General features: G+C 37.9%; 14 protein-coding genes. 5 read left to right on the top strand and 9 right to left on the bottom strand.

Annotation, left to right across the window (positions count from 1 at the left end; translation table 11 throughout):
* Positions 1–42: 42 nt before the first annotated feature.
* A complete protein-coding gene (locus EA365_15135; GenBank protein ID TVQ42462.1) occupies positions 43–1,305 on the top strand; it encodes a YegS/Rv2252/BmrU family lipid kinase in 1,263 nt (420 codons plus the stop codon).
* A 250-nt stretch (positions 1,306–1,555) separates the two neighbouring features.
* Entirely contained in the window at positions 1,556–1,783 is a 228-nt protein-coding gene (locus tag EA365_15130) for a hypothetical protein (GenBank protein ID TVQ42476.1), read from the top strand.
* A 41-nt stretch (positions 1,784–1,824) separates the two neighbouring features.
* Here the strand turns inward: EA365_15130 and EA365_15125 are convergent, their stop codons facing one another.
* Positions 1,825–2,514 carry a Crp/Fnr family transcriptional regulator gene (locus tag EA365_15125; protein ID TVQ42461.1) on the bottom strand — a complete coding sequence of 230 codons (690 nt, stop codon included), beginning with the start codon at positions 2,512–2,514 and terminating at the stop codon, positions 1,825–1,827.
* A 102-nt stretch (positions 2,515–2,616) separates the two neighbouring features.
* Between EA365_15125 and EA365_15120 the strand changes: the two genes are divergently transcribed.
* Positions 2,617–4,266, top strand: a complete 1,650-nt coding sequence (locus EA365_15120) for a hydroxylamine reductase (protein ID TVQ42460.1) — start codon at positions 2,617–2,619, stop codon at positions 4,264–4,266.
* Between the two features lie 69 nt (positions 4,267–4,335).
* On the opposite strand, the gene EA365_15115 is transcribed toward EA365_15120, so the two are convergent.
* The 8 genes from EA365_15115 to EA365_15080 form a co-directional block, all read right to left on the bottom strand.
* The gene (locus EA365_15115) at positions 4,336–6,150 is read right to left on the bottom strand and encodes a threonine--tRNA ligase (protein TVQ42459.1); all 1,815 of its coding nucleotides are present in this window, start codon (positions 6,148–6,150) and stop codon (positions 4,336–4,338) included.
* 72 nt (positions 6,151–6,222) lie between these two features.
* On the bottom strand, positions 6,223–7,386 hold the full coding sequence (locus EA365_15110) for a GuaB3 family IMP dehydrogenase-related protein (GenBank protein ID TVQ42458.1): 1,164 nt from the start codon (positions 7,384–7,386) through the stop codon (positions 6,223–6,225).
* Between the two features lie 68 nt (positions 7,387–7,454).
* Positions 7,455–9,185, bottom strand: coding sequence for an AAA family ATPase (locus EA365_15105; GenBank protein ID TVQ42457.1), 1,731 nt, complete (start codon positions 9,183–9,185; stop codon positions 7,455–7,457).
* A 110-nt stretch (positions 9,186–9,295) separates the two neighbouring features.
* Positions 9,296–10,282, bottom strand: coding sequence for an RNA polymerase sigma factor, RpoD/SigA family (locus EA365_15100; GenBank protein TVQ42456.1), 987 nt, complete (start codon positions 10,280–10,282; stop codon positions 9,296–9,298).
* A 269-nt stretch (positions 10,283–10,551) separates the two neighbouring features.
* Positions 10,552–12,258: a DUF87 domain-containing protein gene (locus EA365_15095; GenBank protein TVQ42455.1), complete on the bottom strand. Its 1,707-nt coding sequence runs from the start codon at positions 12,256–12,258 to the stop codon at positions 10,552–10,554.
* A gap of 128 nt (positions 12,259–12,386) precedes the next feature.
* Positions 12,387–12,851, bottom strand: a complete 465-nt coding sequence (locus EA365_15090; GenBank protein ID TVQ42454.1) for a PEP-CTERM sorting domain-containing protein — start codon at positions 12,849–12,851, stop codon at positions 12,387–12,389.
* 278 nt (positions 12,852–13,129) lie between these two features.
* Positions 13,130–14,977 (bottom strand): mechanosensitive ion channel family protein, encoded by a 1,848-nt coding sequence (locus EA365_15085; GenBank protein ID TVQ42453.1) that lies wholly within the window; start codon positions 14,975–14,977, stop codon positions 13,130–13,132.
* Positions 14,978–15,233: 256 nt separating this feature from the next.
* On the bottom strand, positions 15,234–17,111 hold the full coding sequence (locus tag EA365_15080; protein ID TVQ42452.1) for a DNA-directed RNA polymerase subunit gamma: 1,878 nt from the start codon (positions 17,109–17,111) through the stop codon (positions 15,234–15,236).
* A 138-nt stretch (positions 17,112–17,249) separates the two neighbouring features.
* On the opposite strand from EA365_15080, the gene EA365_15075 reads away from it, so the two are divergent.
* Positions 17,250–20,258 carry an ATP-binding cassette family protein gene (locus EA365_15075; GenBank protein ID TVQ42451.1) on the top strand — a complete coding sequence of 1,003 codons (3,009 nt, stop codon included), beginning with the start codon at positions 17,250–17,252 and terminating at the stop codon, positions 20,256–20,258.
* A gap of 9 nt (positions 20,259–20,267) precedes the next feature.
* Positions 20,268–21,413: a PQQ-dependent sugar dehydrogenase gene (locus EA365_15070; protein ID TVQ42450.1), complete on the top strand. Its 1,146-nt coding sequence runs from the start codon at positions 20,268–20,270 to the stop codon at positions 21,411–21,413.
* Positions 21,414–21,517 lie beyond the last annotated feature (104 nt).

The raw sequence follows: 21,517 nt of genomic DNA, 5'->3' as shown, positions 1-21,517 counted from the left end.
TCAGACTCCTTTTGACCAACTTTAATAATATACCTTAAATTTATGTCTAGAAAACTAGCTTTATTATCTCATCTTGATCAAATAGATAGTCTGAAAGCTTGGATAGAGAAACATAAAACTATTCTCAGTGGTTTTGATTTAGTGACAACTGAGCAAATCAGCAAACGCATCAATAAACAAATTAGCTGTGATACCCAACTCGGGATTATTAAACAAATTCTGCAACAAGATATCAGCGGGGTGTTTTTTTTCTGTGAGCCTGAAACTCTTTGGTTAGACTATCCCAATTTTCATATGCTTTTACAAGCTTGTCAAGAATATGATATCCCCTTAGCAATTAATGAAGCTTCAGCAGATTTAATGATTAGAGGTTTTAGTCAGAGTCGTTTTGCTTATCTGATTTTTAACCCAGTCGCAGGAAATGGTAACCCCAATCAAGACTTAACCCTAATTCGCTCTTTTCTTGAACCGCAAATCTTAGTTAATGTTATTTATACTCAAGCAGATCTAGATCCTTGTGAACAAGTCTCAGCAGCTATTCAAGGAATTAAAGCTCAAAATCAAGAAAACCATAGTCTGATTATCGCTTCTGGTGGCGATGGTACGGTTTCTGCTGTGGCTAGTGCTTTAATTGGTACTGATATTCCTTTAGGGATAATTCCCCGTGGTACAGCTAATGCTTTTGCGGTAGCTTTAGATATCCCTACTAACCTCAGAGGTGCTTGTGATAATATCATCGCAGGGAATACTCATGTTATAGACGCAGCCTTATGTAACGATATTCCCATGATTCTTTTAGCTGGATTGGGTTTTGAAGCGGAAATGGTTAACAAAGCTAACCGAGAGTTAAAAAACCGTTTTGGCAGTTTGGCTTATATCTTAGCGGGAGTACAACAATTAACGGAACAGCAACCCTTTACAGCTACTGTAGAAATAGACGATGAAGTACAAGATCTAGAAATTACGGCTATTACTATAGCTAATGTAGCTCCTCCTACCTCTGTTTTAGCTCAAGGTTTTGGTGAAGTTATTCCCGATGATGGTTTACTAGAAGTGACGATCGCTACGAGTAAGACTTTTTTACAAGGTTTAAATACCGTTGCTTCTCTGTTTACTTCTGCTTTGGCAGGAAAACCTAGTAATCGAGAAGATTTAATCTATGTGCGGACTAAATCACTAACAATTACCACCAATACTCCTCAAAATCTAGTTATCGATGGAGAAATTATCGAGACAAGTTCGGTACACTTTCGTTGTCTTCCTCAAGCTTTGACTATTATCGCTCCTCTGAGTTCTCTAGATTAAAGTCTCAGGCAAGAGGTATAGCAGCAGTACGCGTTGTGGTTAGGACATTTTAAAGTTATGAAACAAGAGTGCTAATCTACTTTTGCCTCTTGCCTTGCGCGTAGCGCTATAGCTTCTCTATTGACTCAGATTGAGGGTTATTTTTACCCTATTTAAATAATTTTGTAAAGTAAACTTGACAAATCTTAATAAACTTGTTACATTAGTTAATAAGAAAGTAAAAAAGGAAAATAAATATATGACAACCACTATGATTATGTTAATTGCAGTATTATTAGTAGGCTGGGTAGCTGCTGCGGTAATTGGTACACAAGCTTACTTCCGCGGTGAACAAAGTAAACCCATCCACAACCGTAATTTAAATTCCAAGGGCTTTGAAGCGATCGCCAAAATAGTAACAGGACAATCTACAGACTACTCTAATCGTGTTCCTGCTTATTCTTTAGACGCTTTTACCAGTAAAAATTTAGCTGAATAATTGATCTGATACCTATGGTAATTGCTATAGGTATTTTTTTCTTAATTAATATCAGCAAAAATTCCCGCTTTTTCCTGTAGCTTTTTTATATCTAACAAAGTAATTTGTAATCCATTAACTTGAATCAAGCCTTCTTGGGATAATTTAGTAAAACCACGAGAGAGAGTCTCTGGAATCGTACCAATCATGGCGGCTAATTGTCCTTTAGTTAAATCCAATTCTACGGTAGTTTTATTGCCTTGACGTTCACTTAAACTCAACAGATAAACTGCGAGTCGTTGGGGAACTTCTCTAAGAGAAACATTTTCGATTAAACCAACTAATTTACGTAGATGTTTAGCAAAAACCACCAGAATATTAAGTGCTAAAGTAGGATGTTGTTCAATTACCGTAATAAAATCTTTTCTAGAGAAAAAAAGTAATTCTGTATCCTCTAGAGTTGCTGCAGAAACTGGATAACAACCACCATCAAAAGCGGGAACTTCAGCAAAATGTTCCCCTTCTCTAAAAAAGTTTAAAATCTGTTCTTTTCCCTCTAAAGAGGTTTGAAATATTTTTACCTTACCTGTGACGACAATAAAAAAACCTTCTCCCTCTTCACCTTGCCAAAAAATGACTTGTCCTTTAGTATAGGTCTGTTTCTGGGCAATTTTGGCTAAAGCTTGATATTGTTGTGGGGGTAGATCCTTAAATAGTTTGGTGTTACTTAAAAATTCTTCTAGATTTAACATTTTTTGACTGAATCCCTAATTTTGACTTAAGTCAAAGCTTTAAATAACTGACATCCTCTACAGTGATCATAGATAAACCAACAGAGGAAATGGAGTCAGATTATGTTTTGTGAACAATGCGAACAAACAGCTAGTGGTAATGGATGTCATCAATGGGGTGCTTGTGGTAAAAGTCCTCAAGTCAATGCTGTACAGGATTTGACGATTTATTGTTTACGTGGGTTAGCTTATGTAGTTCTTAAAGCTAAAGAATTAAATATCGATACTCATGATATTGATGTCTTTACCTGTGAGACGATTTTCGCGACGATGACTAACGTTAATTTTGACCAAAAACGATTTACTCAATATATTCGTCAATGTCTGAGTTATCGAGAAGGATTGAAAACCCAGATTCATAACCTAACAGGAGAAAATTTTCTTTTCCCCAAAATTGCGCGCTATCAACCAGATTTTAATGCTAGTTTAGTAGAGCAAGGTCAAGATGTTGCTTTAAGCTTTATTAGTGAAAATATAGGCAATAATGACATATTTTCTTTAAAGTTAACCGTACTTTATGGACTTAAAGGGTTAGCATCTTATAATTTTCACGCTCAAGAATTAGGACAACAAGACGAAGAAGTTTATAATTTTATTCAAAGAACCCTAACTAGTTTTGATAATCATACTTGGGAATTAGCAGATTGGGTAAATCTAGCTTTAGAGATAGGTAAGTATAATCTTAAAGCCATGGAATTACTAGACGCAGGACATACTCAAACCTATGGACATCCTACCCCAACTACTGTTCCTTTGCATGCTAAACAAGGTAAAGCCATACTAGTTTCAGGACATGATATTAGACAACTAGCAGAGATTCTGGCTCAAACCGCAGGAAAAGGTATTAATGTCTATACTCATGGAGAGTTATTACCCGCTCACGGTTATCCTCGTCTGAAAGAAAAATATCCCCATTTCTATGGTCATTATGGTACAGCTTGGCAAAATCAGACCAAAGAATTTGCCAGATTCCCAGGTGCTGTTATAGTAACTACTAACTGTTTAATGCCACCTCAAGAGATTTATGAGGAAAAATTGTTTACCATAGGTCCTGTGGGTTATGGTGGGATTAATTATCTAGCTGCAGATGAAACAGGAAAAATAGATTATAGTAGGGCGATCGCTATTAGTCTCACCATGGATGGTTTCAGAGAAGATGAAGCACCACGTCAAGTGATGGTTGGTTTTGGTCGTAACGCGGTTTTAAGCGTAGGAGATCAAGTAATTGACGCGATTAAACAAGGTAAACTCCGTCATATTTTCCTAGTGGGTGGTTGTGATGGTGCTAAACCAGAACGGAATTATTATACAGAGTTTGTGGAAAAAGTACCTCAAGATTGTGTGGTGTTAACTTTAGCTTGTGGTAAGTTCCGTTTCTTTGATCAGGATTTAGGTACTATTGGTAATTTACCTCGTTTAATGGATGTGGGACAATGTAATGATGCTTATTCAGCTATTCAAATCGCTATTGAATTAGCTAAAGCTTTTGAGGTTGATGTGAATCAATTACCTTTGTCGATGATTTTATCTTGGTATGAACAGAAAGCAGTAGCGGTGTTATTATCTCTGTTATATTTAGGTATCCAAGATATTCGTCTAGGTCCTACTTTACCCGCTTTTATTTCTCCTAACGTGTTTAAATTACTTAGTGAGAAATATAACCTCAAAGCGATCACTACTCCTGATGAGGATTTAGCCGCTTGTTTGGTTTAATTTTAGGATATGTAGGGGAGCAAAGTTTGCTCCCTTTTTCCTGTAACAATCTGACCATCATTTGGGAATTCATAAAGATTGTTTAGTAGCGATCGCTTCTTGGAGACGTTCAATCAGGGTATTGACGGGGATTGCGCCTAATTCTCCCGATGCGCGGGTACGAATATTAAGACTATTACTTTCTACTTCTTGTGTACCCACTACAGCCATAATGGGTATTTTCTGTTTTTCGGCGTTACGAATTTGTTTACCGAGACGTTCGCGACTAGTATCAGCTTCAGCGCGGATACCAAGACTGAGCATTTTAGTAGTGATATTGTTAACGTAATCCCAGTGTTCATCACTAACAGGAAGGAGTCTAATTTGTACTGGGGCTAACCACAGAGGAAAATCTCCCGAGTATTCTTCAATTAGGATACCAATTAAGCGTTCTAAAGAACCAAAGGGTGCGCGATGAATCATCACAGGGCGTTCTCGGTGACCTGATTCGTTGATATATTCTAAATCGAAGCGTTCGGGTAGATTATAATCTACCTGTACTGTACCGAGTTGCCATTCTCTTTCTAGTGCATCAGAGAAGATAAAGTCTAGTTTTGGACCATAGAAAGCTGCTTCTCCTGGTGCTTCAAAATAGTCCATACCGAGAGTTTGCACTGCTCTACGTATTGCGCTTTCAGCTTTAGACCAGACTTCAGCAGAGCCGATATATTTATCTGATTCGGGATCGCGGAAACTGAGTCTAGCCTTGAAGTTGCGCAGTTGTAAACTCTTAAAGACGTGAAGGATTAAATCTACCACACTGAGAAACTCGGTATCTAATTGAGTAGGGTTAACAAACAAATGGGAGTCATCCACGGTAAAACCGCGTACTCTGGTTAATCCTCCTAATTCTCCTGATTGTTCATAACGATAAACCGTCCCAAATTCAGCTAGACGCATAGGTAACTCGCGATAGGAGCGTAACTCGCTTTTATAGATTTGAATGTGAAAGGGACAATTCATCGGTTTTAAGACAAAACCCTGCTCTAATTCTGCCTCTTCTGGGGATTCTGCCATCATGGGGAACATATCTTCTTTATATTTTTGCCAATGTCCCGAGGTTTTGAAGAGATCCACTCTAGCGATATGGGGAGTAATAACGGGTAGATAACCGCGTTTAAGTTGTTCTTGTTTGAGGAAGTCTTCAAGGAGCGATCGCAGTATTGTCCCTTTAGGAGTCCACAGAGGTAGTCCAGGTCCGACGGGGTCAGCGAAGATAAATAAACCTAATTCTTTGCCTAATTTACGGTGGTCGCGTTTGAGCGCTTCTTCTTTACGACGTTTATATTCTGCTAATTGTTCGCTAGTTTCCCAAGCTGTTCCATAGACTCTTTGTAGTTGAGCTTTAGTAGAATCACCGCGCCAATATGCTCCTGCGACGCTTTCTAAGTCTATAGCTTTGGGGTTTAACTCGCTGGTATTTTCTAGGTGTGGTCCTGCGCATAAATCCCACCACTTATCACCTAGATGATAGATAGTAATTGGTTCTTGAATACTATCGAGGATTTCTAATTTATAGGGTTCGTTAATGTCTTGTATCCGTTTTTGTGCTTCTGTGCGAGATACTTCTTCTCTAATTACGGGTAATTTTTGATTAATGATCTTGACCATTTCTTTCTTAATGGCTTTGAGATCCGCTTCAGTGAGGGGTTCGGGTAGGTCAAAATCGTAGTAAAAGCCCATTTCTGTCCATGGACCGATGGTTACTTGGGCTTTAGGGAACAACTTCTGCACCGCCATAGCCATGACGTGGGAGCTAGTATGGCGAATTTTTTTGAGTAACTCTGATTCACTTGTTCGAGGTAGTTTAACTTGATTTTCTGAGTTTTCGCTGGCGGTTGGCATTAGTTATGTGACTAAATAGAACTATTTAAATTTTACCATGCCTAGAGAAGGCATGGTCATAGGTTTTAGAGGTTATTTACCCATACCCAATTGTTGGGCTTTTTGATAGACTTTACCTTCGGTTAATAGAGAAGGAGCGATAACTACTTCTACTTGTTGCATTTCTTTCAGGTTTTTAGCCCCTAGTGTTCCCATACTGGTTTTAAGAGCACCCAAAAGATTATGAGTTCCGTCATCTAGTCTAGCAGGACCGACTAAGATTTCGTTGATTGTTCCTGTTGTCCCGACGTTAATGCGAGTTCCTCGGGGTAAGACGGGGCTAGGTGTTGCCATTCCCCAATGATATTCTCTTCCTGGTGCTTCTTTAGCTCTAGCGATGGGAGAACCAATCATCACTGCATCTGCTCCACAGGCGATACATTTACAGATATCACCACCTGTGATAATACCTCCATCGGCGATGATGGGTACGTATTTGCCTGTATTGTGAGCAAATTTATCTCTAGCTGCTGCACAGTCGGCGATCGCCGTTGCTTGAGGAACACCGATCCCCAGAACGCCTCTAGAGGTACAAGCTGCACCTGGTCCTATACCCACTAAAATTCCTGCTGCTCCTGCTTCCATGAGATTTAGGGCTACTTCATAGGTTACACAGTTACCTATGATTACAGGCATTGGCATTGACTGACAGAATTCTGTTAAGTCTAGAGGTATAAAGGTATCTGGCGCTAAATGAGCTGTTGAGACTACGGTAGCTTGAAGGAAGACTAAGTCTGGTGCTGCTGTTTTAATGGTTGCGGCAAATTTTTGCGCTCCTGCAGGAGTCAAACTAACTGCTGCAATACCGCCATTATCTTTTATTTCTGTGATTCTTTGTGTAATTAACTCTTCTTTAATTGGTTCTGCGTAGAGTTCCTGCATTAGTTCTACGAACTCGGTTTTACCCACAGAAACGATCTTCTCTAAAATCGGTTCGGGATCTGTGTAACGAGTTTGTATCCCTTCTAGGTTTAGAACTCCTAGTGCTCCTAATTGGGATAGTTTTGCTGCCATTTTCACGTCAACTACGCTATCCATAGCGCTAGCGATAATCGGAATTTCTCTAGTGATGTTGCCTAGTTGCCAGGTTGTATTTGCTAAACTTGGATCTAGAGTACCCGCCCCCGGGGCGAGGGCGATTTCATCAATTCCATATGCTCTTCTAGCGGTTTTACCCCGACCTATTATTATATCCACTGTCTTTTTTCCATTCCCAAAGCTATTAGCCTAGGCTATCAAATTTTGGCGATTATTGCTAATTTAGTTTAGGCTGGGTAAATACGTAAACGGCGGTTAGGTTCTTCTCCTAAGCTGTCTGACTGTAACCTGTAATGTTCTACTAGTTCATGCTGCATTTTACGTACTTTAGCTGAACGTGGCAGTAATTCTACCGCTTGCTTACGTGGAATTACAATCTGTTCTACAGCTAATCTAGCTTCTTCTAGTGCTTCGATTTCGTCGTCATTCCCTCCTTGAGCAAGGATACTCAGCTCTATGGTTTCTGCTGTTGGTGAGTCGTCTTGATTAAGTAGTTGTTTTAAACCGTAACTAATTTGAGGAATACTGTTAGATTTAACCCCATAGATAGGTATTTGAAAACTTTTTGCCATCTGACGCAGTTTATTGTTATTTTTAATCTGGGAACGCAAGGCTAAAACGGCGTCTGCGCTTTCAAAGTCTTTAGTTAAAACTATGGGTAGGTTGAGTATATCAATGATTTGCTCTAGTTGAGAACGAGCGATCCCATAGGGATAGAGATAAATGGGCCAATCTTCACCACTAGGTCCTGGTACACGTATTTTATCTGTTTCTGGTTCTTTTTGTTGCCAGGATTGTTCAATCAAAGTATCGAAGTTTTGCTCATTCTGGTTAGGAAGGGGTATCATTCGCCCTGATGCTCTCCACCCTGTGGGTTTTAGGGGGATTGCTCTTAAGTTGGTTTGCACAGGAGTGATTTCTGTAGGTTCCCGCGGTGTTTCTTGACTGATTTGGATCTCTCCGAATGAGTCAACTGTTCTCACTTCTACAGGGATAGAATAACCTCTTAATAAGGCATCTACGGTTTGGGCTACGTCTTGATGTACTACCCAGCGTTGTTTTTCGATCATTTCTATGGCGATCGCGAAGGTTGGGGGAGCTTTACGCTCTAAAACGGTTTTCTGTGAGTTACGGCGTCGGGCTTCATCATCTCCTAGGGTAACTGTTTGAATCCCTCCTACTAAGTCTGATAGGGTGGGGTTTTTGATTAAATTTTCTAAACGGTTACCGTGAGCTGTTCCTACTAATTGTACTCCTCTTTCAGCGATGGTGCGAGCGGCTAGGGCTTCTAATTCTGTCCCAATTTCGTCGATAATGATTACTTCTGGTGTATGGTTTTCTACTGCTTCAATCATGACTTGATGCTGTAGTTCTGGTCGTGATACCTGCATACGACGAGCGCGACCGATGGCGGGATGGGGTATATCTCCATCTCCTGCTATTTCGTTGGATGTGTCGATAATTACTACTCTTTTGTGTAAGTCATCGGCTAAGACTCGGGCTATTTCTCTGAGAGCTGTAGTTTTACCTACTCCAGGACGTCCTAATAAGAGGATTGATTTTTCACTTTCTACTAATTCCCGAATCATGGCGATCGTCCCGAAAATAGCACGCCCAATTCGACAAGTTAAACCGATTATTTCGCCACTGCGGTTGCGCATGGCGCTAATTCGATGTAAGGTTCTTTCGATTCCTGCTCGATTATCGCCACTAAAATAACCTACTTTGGCTATTGATTGTGCTAAGTCTTCTTTGGTTATGGGTTGATTGCTAAGATCGATACTCCCTCTTGGAAAACGAGCTTCTGGTAGTCTTCCTAAGTCCATGACTACTTCTACTAGTTCATTTTTTTGAGGGTGTTGTTTAAGGTTTTCTGCTATTACATTAGGTAATATTTCTAATAATTTGTCTAAATCGTCTGTAATTGGTATCTGCTCCAAGGGCATTTTTTCTGACATTGATGATCACTCTTGCTCAAGGATTTCCTTGATTTTAACGTATGTTGCTCGCTCTGATTGACTTAGCTAAAATTTGAATCCCCGTTTTTAGCCTACGGGGATCATAAGTTCTAACTAGCTACTATGTATTCTTGTATATTCTCACGACGTTTTCGTAGATGAGCTAGGGCTTGATGCTCTAGTTGGCGCACTCTCTCGCGACTGAGTTCGAGTTTTTTACCAATTTTGGCTAAGGATAATTCTTTACCGTCTTCTAACCCGAAGCGCAAACTAATTACGGCTTTTTGTTGGGGGGTTAGTTCGTCTAGCAAATCCCTTAAGTCTTGGCGTAATAACTCTTGGGTGATAAATTGATCTGGAGATGCGCTTTGATCTTCTAATAATTCCGATAGTTCGGTATCTTGATTGTCTCCTACTCTTACGTCTAGAGAAATGGGTTGACGAGCTACACTTAAGTATTCCCGAATTTGGGAAGGCTCTAGTTCTAATTCCTCGGCGATTTCACTTGGAGTAGGATTGCGTCCTAATCTTTGTGATAATTCTCGTTGAGTTCGCTTGATTTTATTGAGTTTTTCGGTAATATGAATTGGTAGTCGAATCGTACGACCTTGTTGGGCGATCGCTCTGGTAATCGCTTGACGTATCCACCAGTAAGCGTAGGTGGAAAATTTAAACCCTTTGGTGGGATCAAATTTCTCTACTCCTCTTTCTAACCCGAGACTTCCTTCTTGGATTAGATCTAAAAATTCCATGTTTCGTTTTTGGTATTTCTTGGCGATCGCTACCACTAGGCGTAGATTGGCTTCAATCATCTTACGCTTAGCTCTTTCTCCTTTTTCGAGAGCTTTTTCTAGCTCTTTTACTTCCATTTGGGCTTTTTCTGCCCATTCTTCTAAGCTTATTTCTCTAGCTTGTTTTTTCTGGAGTTCTTGTTTTATTTCTAATAAACTCATCATTTTTTGCACTTGCTTCCCATAGTTTATCTCTTGTTCTGGGGTAAGCAAGGGTACTCTACCAATCTCGTGGAGATAAGTACGAACCATATCTGCCGAGAATAATGGTTTATTTGTGGTTGTTGTGTCTTTGGCAGTGGGCATTGCTCTCTTGTTGACTCCTCTTGAGATGGTTGTTTGCCTAGTTCTAACTAACTCTATAGATATGCAAGTTACTATAAAAACGAAGTCGTCATGACTTTATTCTTGCTTAGTAGATGTTATCTACATTAATAGACGTCGGCAACTCGAAAAAAGTTCAATGAATGATAACTAACTTAACTAAAATTTTTCTCTATACCTGTTATTACTATAATGACTTAAGATTTGAGTGAAGTCTATAGAGATAACCGTAATCAGAGGTGAGATAATTACTAAAACTCTAAGTCATTGAGAGCATTTTGAGCAGCTACAAAAACTTCTTGATCAGATAGTTCTTGCCATGCTACTTCGCCAATTTCGCTGTAAAATTGTTGATCATAGGGTCTAGTTCTGACAACTACTGGCATAGGTACAGCGTGACCTAAGATTAAGGCTTGTTGTTTAGAGTCTAGTTTAGCTAAAACAGAACGCAGATTTTGACCACCAGAGACACCTGTAAAGATAGCGTCAATGTCTTTATCATCGTTAAGTAAACAGGTTATACGCGTACCAACTTGAGACATGACTTCATTATCGATACCTGAAGGGCGTTGATCGACAATTAGCAGGGTAACAAAATATTTGCGCATTTCTCGGGCGATCGTCCCGAAGATAGTTTGATGTACAATACTAGAGTCTAAAAAGCGGTGGGCTTCTTCGATAGTAATCACCAATTGTCTAGGGCGATCGCTTACTTTTTTGGACTGTAGGAATTTTTCAGCTTTTTCGACATAAGCTTTATGAATCCTACGCGTGATCATGTTAGTTGCTAACATATAGGATAACATATTAGACTGAGATCCGAATTCGATAACCACGTGTTTACCCGCGTCGAGAGACTCTAGGATACGTTTAATATAATTGTGGGGACAAACGGAACGCAGATATTTAAGATTAGTCAGACGAGTTAACTTACGCTGCAAAGCCATTATAGAGCCTTTATGACCTTGCTTTTCTAGACAAAACATCTGGATATCTTCATTAGTCATATTCAATAATTGATTAATCCAGGATTTGCCAAATTCGGCCTCGAGGATATTAGCGTTATCTAAACTCGCTTCAGATATTCCCAACTCATAACCAACTAAACGAATATCTTCGATTTCAATTTGATCCAAACTGAGAAATAATTCTTGTGCATCTTTTACCCCACGACGTTTAGTAGAATCAGGATCTAGGGTATAGATTTCTACTTCTCCTGGAAATAGTTGACGCAATCCTTTTACTGTACTAAATTGTTTACCTTCGTTAATTGCTTCCCAACCGTATTCTGAGTGCATATCAAACATCAGATTTACTGCTGCTTGTTTACGAATAATTCCCGAAATCAATAAGCGAGTCAAAAAAGATTTACCCGTACCTGATTTACCAAATACACCATTACTACGTTCGACAAAGCGTTCTAAGTCTAGACAGACGGGAACATCCATATCTAAAGGTTGACCAATAGCAAAGTTACAATGAATCGGATCATCTTCCCAACCAAAAACGAGGCGAAAATCTTGTTCACTAGCGTCATAAACTTGACTAAAATGACTAGGAATCGTTTTAACTGGCATTAATTGTAGATTAGTATTGGTGTGAGGAGTAAAAGAAGCTAAACTAGTATCTGTTGGTGTTTTCTGCTGAAATGATTTGTCTGTTTGATCTTGAAGGGTTAACATTAACATCGGGGAGAGTTCGATCGTGCCATAAGTGCCACTCCCTGCTAAAATTTGTTGTAACAAGGTATCATTAGGACTAGGTGGATTAGCGTTAATACGAGGATTAGATGTACCCAAACAAACATCAGTAAGAAGACAAAAAAAGCGAGAACGTACCCCTTGAACTACTAAAAATTTACCAACTCGCATATCTTCTACAGATATATCGGGATTTAATCTTACTTCTAAACCTTGACTTAATGAACCTTGTATAACTGTACCTAGGGCTTTTTCCATGGTTGTTTTTTAAGTACTATTGAACCAGTTAAGCCAAATTTGGTCAACTGATACTTTAATGCACCATAGAAATTATTTTAGATCAATTAGGGCGCTTTTCATGAGCGCCCCCTAGGAAAGAAATTAATTTATGATTTTTTTTGTCTCTTTAACAAAGGTAAAAATCCTGCTACTAAACCAGTACCAAGAATAGTTAACGGTTCGGGTATAATATTATCACCTGTTATTTCGTAATTCCACAAGCTTGCCTGTTGAACAGACGAACCAATACCATTAGGGTTTGGAAAAACCCAGACATCGAAACTAAATCCTTGCGTTATTCCTGTTATATTAGCAATTTCAGTTACCTGAGTGTAAAAGATCGAACTAGTAGTAGTCACACCACTAAAATCGGGCTGTCCTAAAGGTAATGATATTTCATTGCTATCAAGAATCCCGTTATTGTTTGCGTCATCAAATTCTATTGTAAAAGAAGAAAAGAAATCATTAGTAGGAGTGGGAGTAGCAGTTAAAGTCGCTGCTTGAGCTACATTGGCGCTAGCCGAAATCAAACAACCGAGAATCAAGCTATTGAGCCAAGTCTTTTTATTCATTTTTGTAATAAATTGTATTTATTTGACTTTTACACTGTACAGTGTTTTTTTTGTTTGTCAATATAGTACATTAATTATAGCAGTACGCGTTGTGCTTAGGACATTTTCAAGTTATGAAACCGAGTGCTAATCTACTCTTGCAAGAGTGCGAGAGTGCATGAGTGCCTTGCACGTAGCGCTATATCAAATGGGATAAAAGAAAGCTAAAAATATAACAGAAGGGAACACCTAACACCTAATACCTAACTCATTTTTAGCATTTTATTTTTCATTCGATATTATTCCCTCTTCCCCATTTCCTTAGCAATATTTTGGACTATTTTATATTGGGGAACACCGACATTAATATTAGCCTCATCAAAAGCTTGTTTAACCCGTAAACGAAATTCTCTTTCTACGTTCCATTGTTCTTTGGGAGCGGTTTTAATTAATAACCTAATGATTATTCCTTGATGAGAAAGACCATCAACACCTAAGATTTCAGGAGACTCTAATATTCGCTCACGCCATTGTGGTTCTTGGCGCAATTCTTCGGCGACTTGTTCTAAAATCGCCATAGCTTTTTCACTGTCTGCATCATAATTAATTTCAATAGTAAAGTCAACTCTTGACCAATCTTTGGTTTTGTTTATTAAAATATTAATACTGCGATTAGGAATAACAATTAATTCGCCACTTAAATTTCTTAAAGAGGTAGCGTATAGATTAATGTCTTCGACAACTCCTGTGTTGCCTTCTATCTCGATAATATCGCCTACTGCGTAAGAATCATACCATAAAATTAATGCTCCACTGAGCATACTTTCGATTAAGTTCCGAGAAAGAAAAGCTAATACTACTGCTACTGCACCTGCGCTAGCATAGAAGCTTAAATCTATACCTAAAAATATTGTAGTTAGATAAAGTCCTAAGAAATTCAATAAAAATCCAGTAGCACTTTTTAAGGCTCTAGAATAGGTTTTAACTCTGAGAGTATAACGATTAGACAGAGGGTTATATTTTTGAGCTATCATAGCCCATTGATTTAAATAATATTGAATAATCATAGCCAAGGCTTTATCTCCTAAGCTAATTAACGCCCATAAAGCTGGTAGAAATATCGCTTGTCCTAGGAATAATCTATAGAAAAATCTCGAGTCAGCAAAAACGATAGTCATCAAGGATAAACTCAATAATAAGATACTAAATTGTATCCAAAATAAAATCCTTAAAAATAATTGAATAATATTTCTGGTTTGGATAATTTTACTTTGTTTTTTAAATAAAACATCAGGAGTATTATAGACCATCAATTCTGAAGTTTTTTGTTGCAGATTTTCATAATTTTTAGTTAAAAAGTTGGTTAATTTATCTTGCTCTTTTTTGAGAATTTTCTCCCAATTTTTGAGGATACTTTTGAGATAAGTAATTAAGCAAATGATTAAAATAGCGACAACAGCGATCGCCAAAAGCATAACTAGACGTATTCCAGGATAATTAGCATTAAAGGTATATCCCCATAGTCTTTGACTCATAGAATAGCGGAGATTATTACGCCAAACAGAGGCTAATTCTTCGATAGATTTACCATTAGCGCGAGCGTCTATGTCTGTAACGGTAACTAAATCTTGTTGAGTGAGACTTAATTCTGGTTGTGTGGGGACAAAAATAACTGTTTGATTATTCTGTAATCCTATTTCGACTTGAGGTGTGAAAGGATGTTCAGGTTTAGGGAAATTAGGTAACCAAAATCGCCAGTTGCTTTCAGGTATAATCAGGTCACGACGAGACTGTGATTGAAGTAGATTAGACAAAACTTGACTAAAAGTCTTTTGCACCAATTGAGATCTAGATTCAACCTCTAGTTGTGCTTGTAAGGTAGATTCATCTCTAGTAAAAGGTACAGCGAGGGTTAATTCTGGACTAAAATTATTAACATTATATATATAAATATTGCTACACCAAAATCTACCACAAACAAAAGAACGATTCAAACTCCACCAAGGTAAACTAGATACTTTCTCTTGATTATTGCCATTTCCTGGGTTGACTGGTAGTATTTGTGCTTGAGTTGAGTTATGTAAACTTAAAACTAGAGTAAAGGTAATTACGATAGTGAGAATAAAACTTACAATGCGATTAAACATAATTGCGTTATTACTTGGATATTGCACCAGTATTTATAGCAGTACGCGCTATGGTGTTTGACATTCTACAATCGTGAAACCTATACTTAGTAATCGTTTGCCTCCTGGCTACTGTCTCGGTGACTCGGTGGCTACTGCTATATATGCTAACTTTGGTTGAGGAAAAGTTCTTTTTTTGAGCGATCGCTCGGTTTTTTGACTGCAAAAACTCCGAACCCTTCCCTGATTCAGAGAAGGGTGGGGAGGATGTTAGATTCTAGAAAACAAGAGCATCCAAGATAGTTTTATTATAGATAATCCGACCTGGGGTAGTCTTGATATACTGAGCGATCGTCTCCCCGTCAGCAGTTTCCCTAACCTTACGTAAACGGTAATGTTTCCAAACCGTTCCATCTTCTAGAGTTTCCGTTTGGAGTACTTCATTATCAGGCTTATCAGTTTGCACCTCGTCGTCATATCTTACCCAGATGTAGGTATGTAAATCTAAAACCCCCTGTTCATAGGCTTTAATCCCATCTTCAAGATTAGCAAAATAGCGACCTTCACCCTTAACGGCTTTAGGATTTTCCGCGGTTAAATAATAACAACCCAAGACCATATCTTGAGAAGGAGCAATAATCGGACGTCCCGTTGCAGGAGAAAGAATGTTATGACAAGCCATCATCAACAGACGCGCTTCTGCTTGAGATTCTAGAGATAGGGGTACGTGTACCGCCATTTGGTCACCGTCAAAATCCGCGTTAAAAGGTGGACAGACTAGAGGGTGTAGCTGAATCGCACGACCATTTACTAAAATAGGTTCAAAAGCTTGGATACCTAAACGGTGTAGAGTAGGAGCACGATTGAGTAAAACAGGGTGACCAGTAATTACCTGCTCTAAAACCGTCCAAATTTTAGGATCATTGCGTTGAATCATCTTTTTCGCCGCTTTGATGTTATTAACCTCATTCAAGCGAATTAGACGATGAATGACAAAAGGTTGGAATAACTCGATCGCCATCTCTCTAGGTAAACCACACTGATAGATTTTCAGTTTAGGACCTACTACGATAACCGAACGTCCCGAATAGTCAACCCTTTTACCTAAGAGGTTTTGACGGAAACGACCTTGTTTACCCTCGATAATATCTGAGAGAGATTTCAGAGGACGATTATTAGCCCCAACAACGGTTCTTCCCCTTCTTCCGTTATCGATTAACGCATCTACAGACTCTTGAAGCATCCGTTTTTCATTACGGACGATAATTTCAGGAGCAAGAATTTCTTGGAGACGAGCTAAACGGTTATTACGATTAATTACCCGACGATAGAGATCATTTAAATCAGAAGTAGCAAAACGTCCACCATCGAGTTGTACCATGGGACGCAAATCAGGAGGAATCACAGGAATCACTGATAGTACCATCCATTCAGGTAAAGAACCAGTAGCGATAAAATTATCAATTACCCTGAGTCTTTTAATTAATTTTGCTTTTTTCTGACCTTTACTATCAATAATTTCTTCCCGCAGTTTTTCTGCTTCTGACTCTAGATCAATTTCTGCTAATAATTGTTGTATCGCTTCTGCTCCAATACCAACCTCTATACCTTCTAGAGTAGAATCTTCAGCATAAATTTGCTCTTCAATTTCTTGCCATTGATCCTCTGTCAATAATTGTTTAGCCGTTAAATTATCAGCATTACCAGGATCTAAAACTACATAAGAGTTGAAATAAACTATCTGCTCTACATCCCTGAGTGGCATATCTAGTAAGATACTTAGATAACTAGGAATCCCTTTGAGATACCAGACGTGAGTCACAGGAGCAGCTAGTTTTATATAGCCCATACGATGACGACGTACCCGCGATTCGGTTACCTCTACTCCACAGCGTTCACACACAATCCCTTTGTGTCTTACCCGCTTATATTTACCACACCAGCACTCCCAATCTTTGGATGGTCCAAAAATTTTCTCACAGAATAACCCATCCATTTCTGGTTTAAGGGTACGATAGTTAATCGTTTCTGGAGTAGTGACCTCACCTACTACAATCCCATTGGGTAATGTTCTTTCTCCCCACTGTCTGATCCTTTCTGGGGAGGCTAATCCTATTTTAACGTAGTCAAATCGTCTTTCTTGTCGTTGCTTCATTTTCGGGTTGTCGAACTTCCAAAGACTTGGACTTTTGCTAAATCCAAAACTTAATTATAATCGTTTTTGTACTCTTTTTGGTTGTTATTCTTGGAGAGAATGTTATAGTAGTTCATAAGTACTAATTCCTTATTCCTTATGATTCCTCGACAATTAACCCTCAAAAACTTTCTCAGTTATCAACAAGCTACTCTTGATTTTCGCGGTTTACATACCGCTTGTATCTGTGGTGTCAATGGTGCGGGTAAGTCATCTCTATTGGAGGCGATTACCTGGGCGATTTGGGGTAAAACCCGCGCAGGAAGTAACGATGATGTGATTCATACAGGTGCGACTGAGGTTAGAGTTGATTTTGAGTTTAGTTTTGCCGAAAATACTTATCGAGTTATTCGCACTCGTCAACGAGGGAGTCGGAGTGATTTACAATTCCAAATTTATACACCTAAAGGTTTTAGCCCCATTACTAAAAAAGGTATAACAGCAGGTCAAGAGGAAATTAATAAACATATTAAATTAGATTATGATACTTTTATTAATTCTGCTTATCTACGTCAAGGTCGAGCTGATGAGTTTATGTTACTTAGACCTGGTAAACGTAAAGAAGTATTAGCTAATCTCCTGAAATTAGAACAATACGAAGAATTAGAAGAAAAAGCTAAAAACAAAGCCAACCAATATAAACAAGAGAGAGAGAGAATCGCAGCTGAATTAGAGCAAATAAAACAAAAAATAGCTACTAAACCCGATATTTTACACAGAATAGAATCAATTACCACGGAGATAGAAGAAACTCAATTAACTATTAGTCAAATTCAACAGCAATTAGACTTACTGAAAGAAAAAAAACACACCAGACAACGTTTGTTAGACGAATTAAAAATTAAACAACAAGTCTTCAGAGATAGTCAGCAACAAAGCGATCGCCTCACTAAAGAATATCAAAATACCCTTAAACAACTTACAGAATTAGAAAACCTCCTGCAACAAGAATCAACCATTACTACTAACTATCAGGAATTACTTAACCTTAAAACCCAAGAACGCAATCTCAGAGATAAATCTCAACAACATCAACGTCTCCAACAACAAAAACAACAACTTGAACAACAAATTCAACAACAACGTCATCAGTTAGAATTAAACGCACAAAAACTGCGAACTAACTTAGATAATCTGAATCAAGAAGAACAAGAAATTAAACAAATACTCAGCAATCTAGACTCAATCACTCAACAGGTACAAGAATTACAACATTATCGTCAACGATTGAGAGAATTAGATAATTTACAACAAGAAGTTGTCCCCTTAAAACAAAGAAAAGATCATCTTCAGATCCAAATAGAAAGAGAAAAAGCCCAATTAGAAGCAAGTTTAACTCAGTTACAACAAACAGTCACTAAATTAAGTGAGGAATTAGCTAAAAAAACACAACAGTTAGCCCAATTAGAGCAAATAGAAGAACAATTAGAGATACTCCAGAAAAAACGGACTCGTTTAGAATGGATCAAACAGAAAATTCAAGAACAAAGTAATCGAGAAGTCAGATTAAAAGAACGTCAGGAAACCTTAAAAAAAGAGTTAGAAAAACTTAGTCAAAAACAAGATTCTCTCCAACACAGCGAAGCTATTTGTCCTCTCTGTGAACAAAATTTAGGAGAACATCATCTTCATCAAGTTATCAACAAAACAGCACAAGAAACAGAGAAAATAGAAACAGAATATTGGTCAATTCAAGAACAAATCGTCCAATCACAAAGAGAAAGAGATAATTTCAATAAAGAATTAACTACTCTTGAACAAGACTTAATTGAGTCGAGTTCCTTAGAACAAAAATATTATCAACTAGAAAATGAATTAGACATTCAAAATAAACGTTATCAAGAAAGAAAGCAAGTATTAACTAAAATAGAACTAATTGAACAATCCCTAGAAGATAAAACCTATGGGGAATCGTTGTTTGTAGAATTAACAGAAATAGAACAACAATTAGCCAAACTAAATTATGACGAGAAAACCCATAGTTTAATCAGGGAAAAAGAACGAGGATTGGGCTGGGTAGAAAAAAAACAAGCAGACATTGAAAGAGCACAAAAGAAACAACAAGAAATAGAACAATTAAGACCTCAAATATTAGCACAATTAGCAGCAATAGAAAGAGAGATAAATACTTTAGTTATTGATTCACCATTGCAGCAACAATTAGAAGAATTACTAACAAAAGTTACAGAATTAAACTATAATCCCGTTGAATATAATCAAATAGTCGAAGCTATAGACAAAGCTGACCAATGGGAGTTATTGTATCAACAATTACAGCAAGCTCAAGCCAAATATCCTCAAAAACAAACCGATTTAGCAGAAATTACCCAAAGACAAAAAGAACATCAGGAAAAATTAGTATCTTTCCAACAAGAATTAACCGATTTACAGACGCAAATAAACGCTATTGAAGACACAACAGAACCAATCAATCATCTTGACAAAGAAAAAGATAATAAACATAAACATCTCAATCATTTCTTAACAGAAAAAGGAAGTTTAACCGAAAAACAAAACCAGATAACTATAGCAGAACAAGAGCAGATAGAAAAACGAGAAAAACTAAAAACTCTACAGAAGCAACAAAGAATTTACGATGAATTAATAATAGCTTTTGGCAAAAAAGGGATACAATCGCTAATGATCGAGAATATTATACCTTATTTAGAAGCACAAACTAATCAAATATTAGCTAAATTAACCAGTAATCAATTACACGTAGAATTTGTCACCCAGAAAACCAATAGAACTTCAGATAAAATCAACGAAACCCTAGATATCAACATTCATGATAGTCGAGGAAAAAGACCCTATGAAACCTACTCTGGTGGGGAAGCATTTCGGATTAACTTTGCTATTCGTTTAGCCTTGTCAAAATTATTAACACAAAGATCGGGAACATCGTTACAATTATTAGTAATTGACGAAGGTTTTGGGACACAAGATCAAGATGGTTGTGATCGTTTAATTGCAGCTATTAATGCTATTGCTTCTGAATTTGCTTGTATCTTAACCGTTACTCATATGCAGCAGTTTAAAGAAGCGTTTCAAAACCATATTGAAGTCTATAAAACCAGTGAAGGTTCTCGATTAAGTTTATCTAGTTAAGGAGATTATATGAAAATTGCTGTAATTTGGCGCGGGATACTTATTACTTTAACTACTTTATTAATAGTGATAACTTTTGGGAGTTATTCAGCTAGTGAAAACTTTACTCAAGTTACCTTAATAGAGGGTTTAGAACATCCCTGGGGGATGGATTGGTTACCAACTGGAGAGATACTAATTACTGAACGTCCAGGAAGATTAAGAATAGTTAGAGATGGTCAATTAGATCTAGATCCTATTTCAGGAGTTCCCCGAGTTCTAGCATTAGGACAAGGAGGATTATTAGATGTTGCAGTTCATCCCCGTTTTGCTGAAAATGGTTATATTTATCTTACCTATGCTGATGGTACAGAAACAACCAATCAGACAAAAGTCGCTAGGGGTGTATTTAATGGAGTAGAAATAGAAAACCTAGAGACTATTTTTGCGGTTGATCAACCTAAAACAGGTGGTCAACATTTTGGTTCTCGAATCTTATGGTTACCCGATGAAACGATGTTAGTAACCATTGGAGATGGAGGTAATCCCCCCCTACAATTAGAAGGACAACTGATTAGAGAACAAGCACAAAATTTACAGAGTTATCTAGGAAAGGTGATACGTATCAATGATGACGGTTCAATTCCTAGTGATAATCCCTTTGTGGGAGAATCAGGAGTAAATCCACTGATTTGGAGTTATGGTCATCGTAACATTCAAGGGATAGCCTTTGATTCAGTTAATAATCGGATTTGGTCAACTGAACATGGTTCAAGGGGAGGAGATGAATTAAATTTACTTAAACCTGGAGAGAATTACGGTTGGCCAGAAGTTTCTCATAGTTTAGAATATAGCACAGGTGAGCCTGTTTCTGCTCATCAATCTTTACCAGGGATGATCGATCCTCGGGAGGTTTGGACTCCTGCGATCGCCCCTTCAGGATTAACGGTTTACTATGGCGATCGCTTTGCTAATTGGTCAGGAAATTTACTCGCAGGTGGATTAGTTTCTCAAAGTGTCCACAGAATCGAGTTAGACGACTCAGGTAATGTTATTAATCAAGAACAGATTCCCATCAATCAAAGAGTTAGAGATGTACGTACAGGTCCTGATGGTTTAATCTATATTCTCACCGATCGCTCATCAGGACAACTAATTAGATTAGATCCTCGATGAAAACTGATAGCTTATTTCAATAATTGGTTACAACTTAGCTTAACCGCGAGAAGCCTCAAGCTTTATTTTCTCAAATAAGCGTGAGATGAATCGCGTCCTTATTT

Source organism: Gloeocapsa sp. DLM2.Bin57, from assembly GCA_007693955.1.
Classification (GTDB): domain Bacteria; phylum Cyanobacteriota; class Cyanobacteriia; order Cyanobacteriales; family Gloeocapsaceae; genus Gloeocapsa.
This window is presented reverse-complemented; position numbering and strand designations above follow the sequence as displayed.

What these genes read in the sequence shown, in the direction of transcription:
- EA365_15135 (TVQ42462.1), top strand. Translation starts at nt 43, where the DNA reads ATGTCTAGAAAACTAGCTTTATTATCTCATCTTGATCAAATAGATAGT.
- EA365_15130 (TVQ42476.1), top strand. Translation starts at nt 1,556, where the DNA reads ATGATTATGTTAATTGCAGTATTATTAGTAGGCTGGGTAGCTGCTGCG.
- EA365_15125 (TVQ42461.1), bottom strand. Translation starts at nt 2,514, where the DNA reads ATGTTAAATCTAGAAGAATTTTTAAGTAACACCAAACTATTTAAGGAT.
- EA365_15120 (TVQ42460.1), top strand. Translation starts at nt 2,617, where the DNA reads ATGTTTTGTGAACAATGCGAACAAACAGCTAGTGGTAATGGATGTCAT.
- EA365_15115 (TVQ42459.1), bottom strand. Translation starts at nt 6,150, where the DNA reads ATGCCAACCGCCAGCGAAAACTCAGAAAATCAAGTTAAACTACCTCGA.
- EA365_15105 (TVQ42457.1), bottom strand. Translation starts at nt 9,185, where the DNA reads ATGTCAGAAAAAATGCCCTTGGAGCAGATACCAATTACAGACGATTTA.
- EA365_15100 (TVQ42456.1), bottom strand. Translation starts at nt 10,282, where the DNA reads ATGCCCACTGCCAAAGACACAACAACCACAAATAAACCATTATTCTCG.
- EA365_15095 (TVQ42455.1), bottom strand. Translation starts at nt 12,258, where the DNA reads ATGGAAAAAGCCCTAGGTACAGTTATACAAGGTTCATTAAGTCAAGGT.
- EA365_15090 (TVQ42454.1), bottom strand. Translation starts at nt 12,851, where the DNA reads ATGAATAAAAAGACTTGGCTCAATAGCTTGATTCTCGGTTGTTTGATT.
- EA365_15085 (TVQ42453.1), bottom strand. Translation starts at nt 14,977, where the DNA reads ATGTTTAATCGCATTGTAAGTTTTATTCTCACTATCGTAATTACCTTT.
- EA365_15080 (TVQ42452.1), bottom strand. Translation starts at nt 17,111, where the DNA reads ATGAAGCAACGACAAGAAAGACGATTTGACTACGTTAAAATAGGATTA.
- EA365_15075 (TVQ42451.1), top strand. Translation starts at nt 17,250, where the DNA reads ATGATTCCTCGACAATTAACCCTCAAAAACTTTCTCAGTTATCAACAA.
- EA365_15070 (TVQ42450.1), top strand. Translation starts at nt 20,268, where the DNA reads ATGAAAATTGCTGTAATTTGGCGCGGGATACTTATTACTTTAACTACT.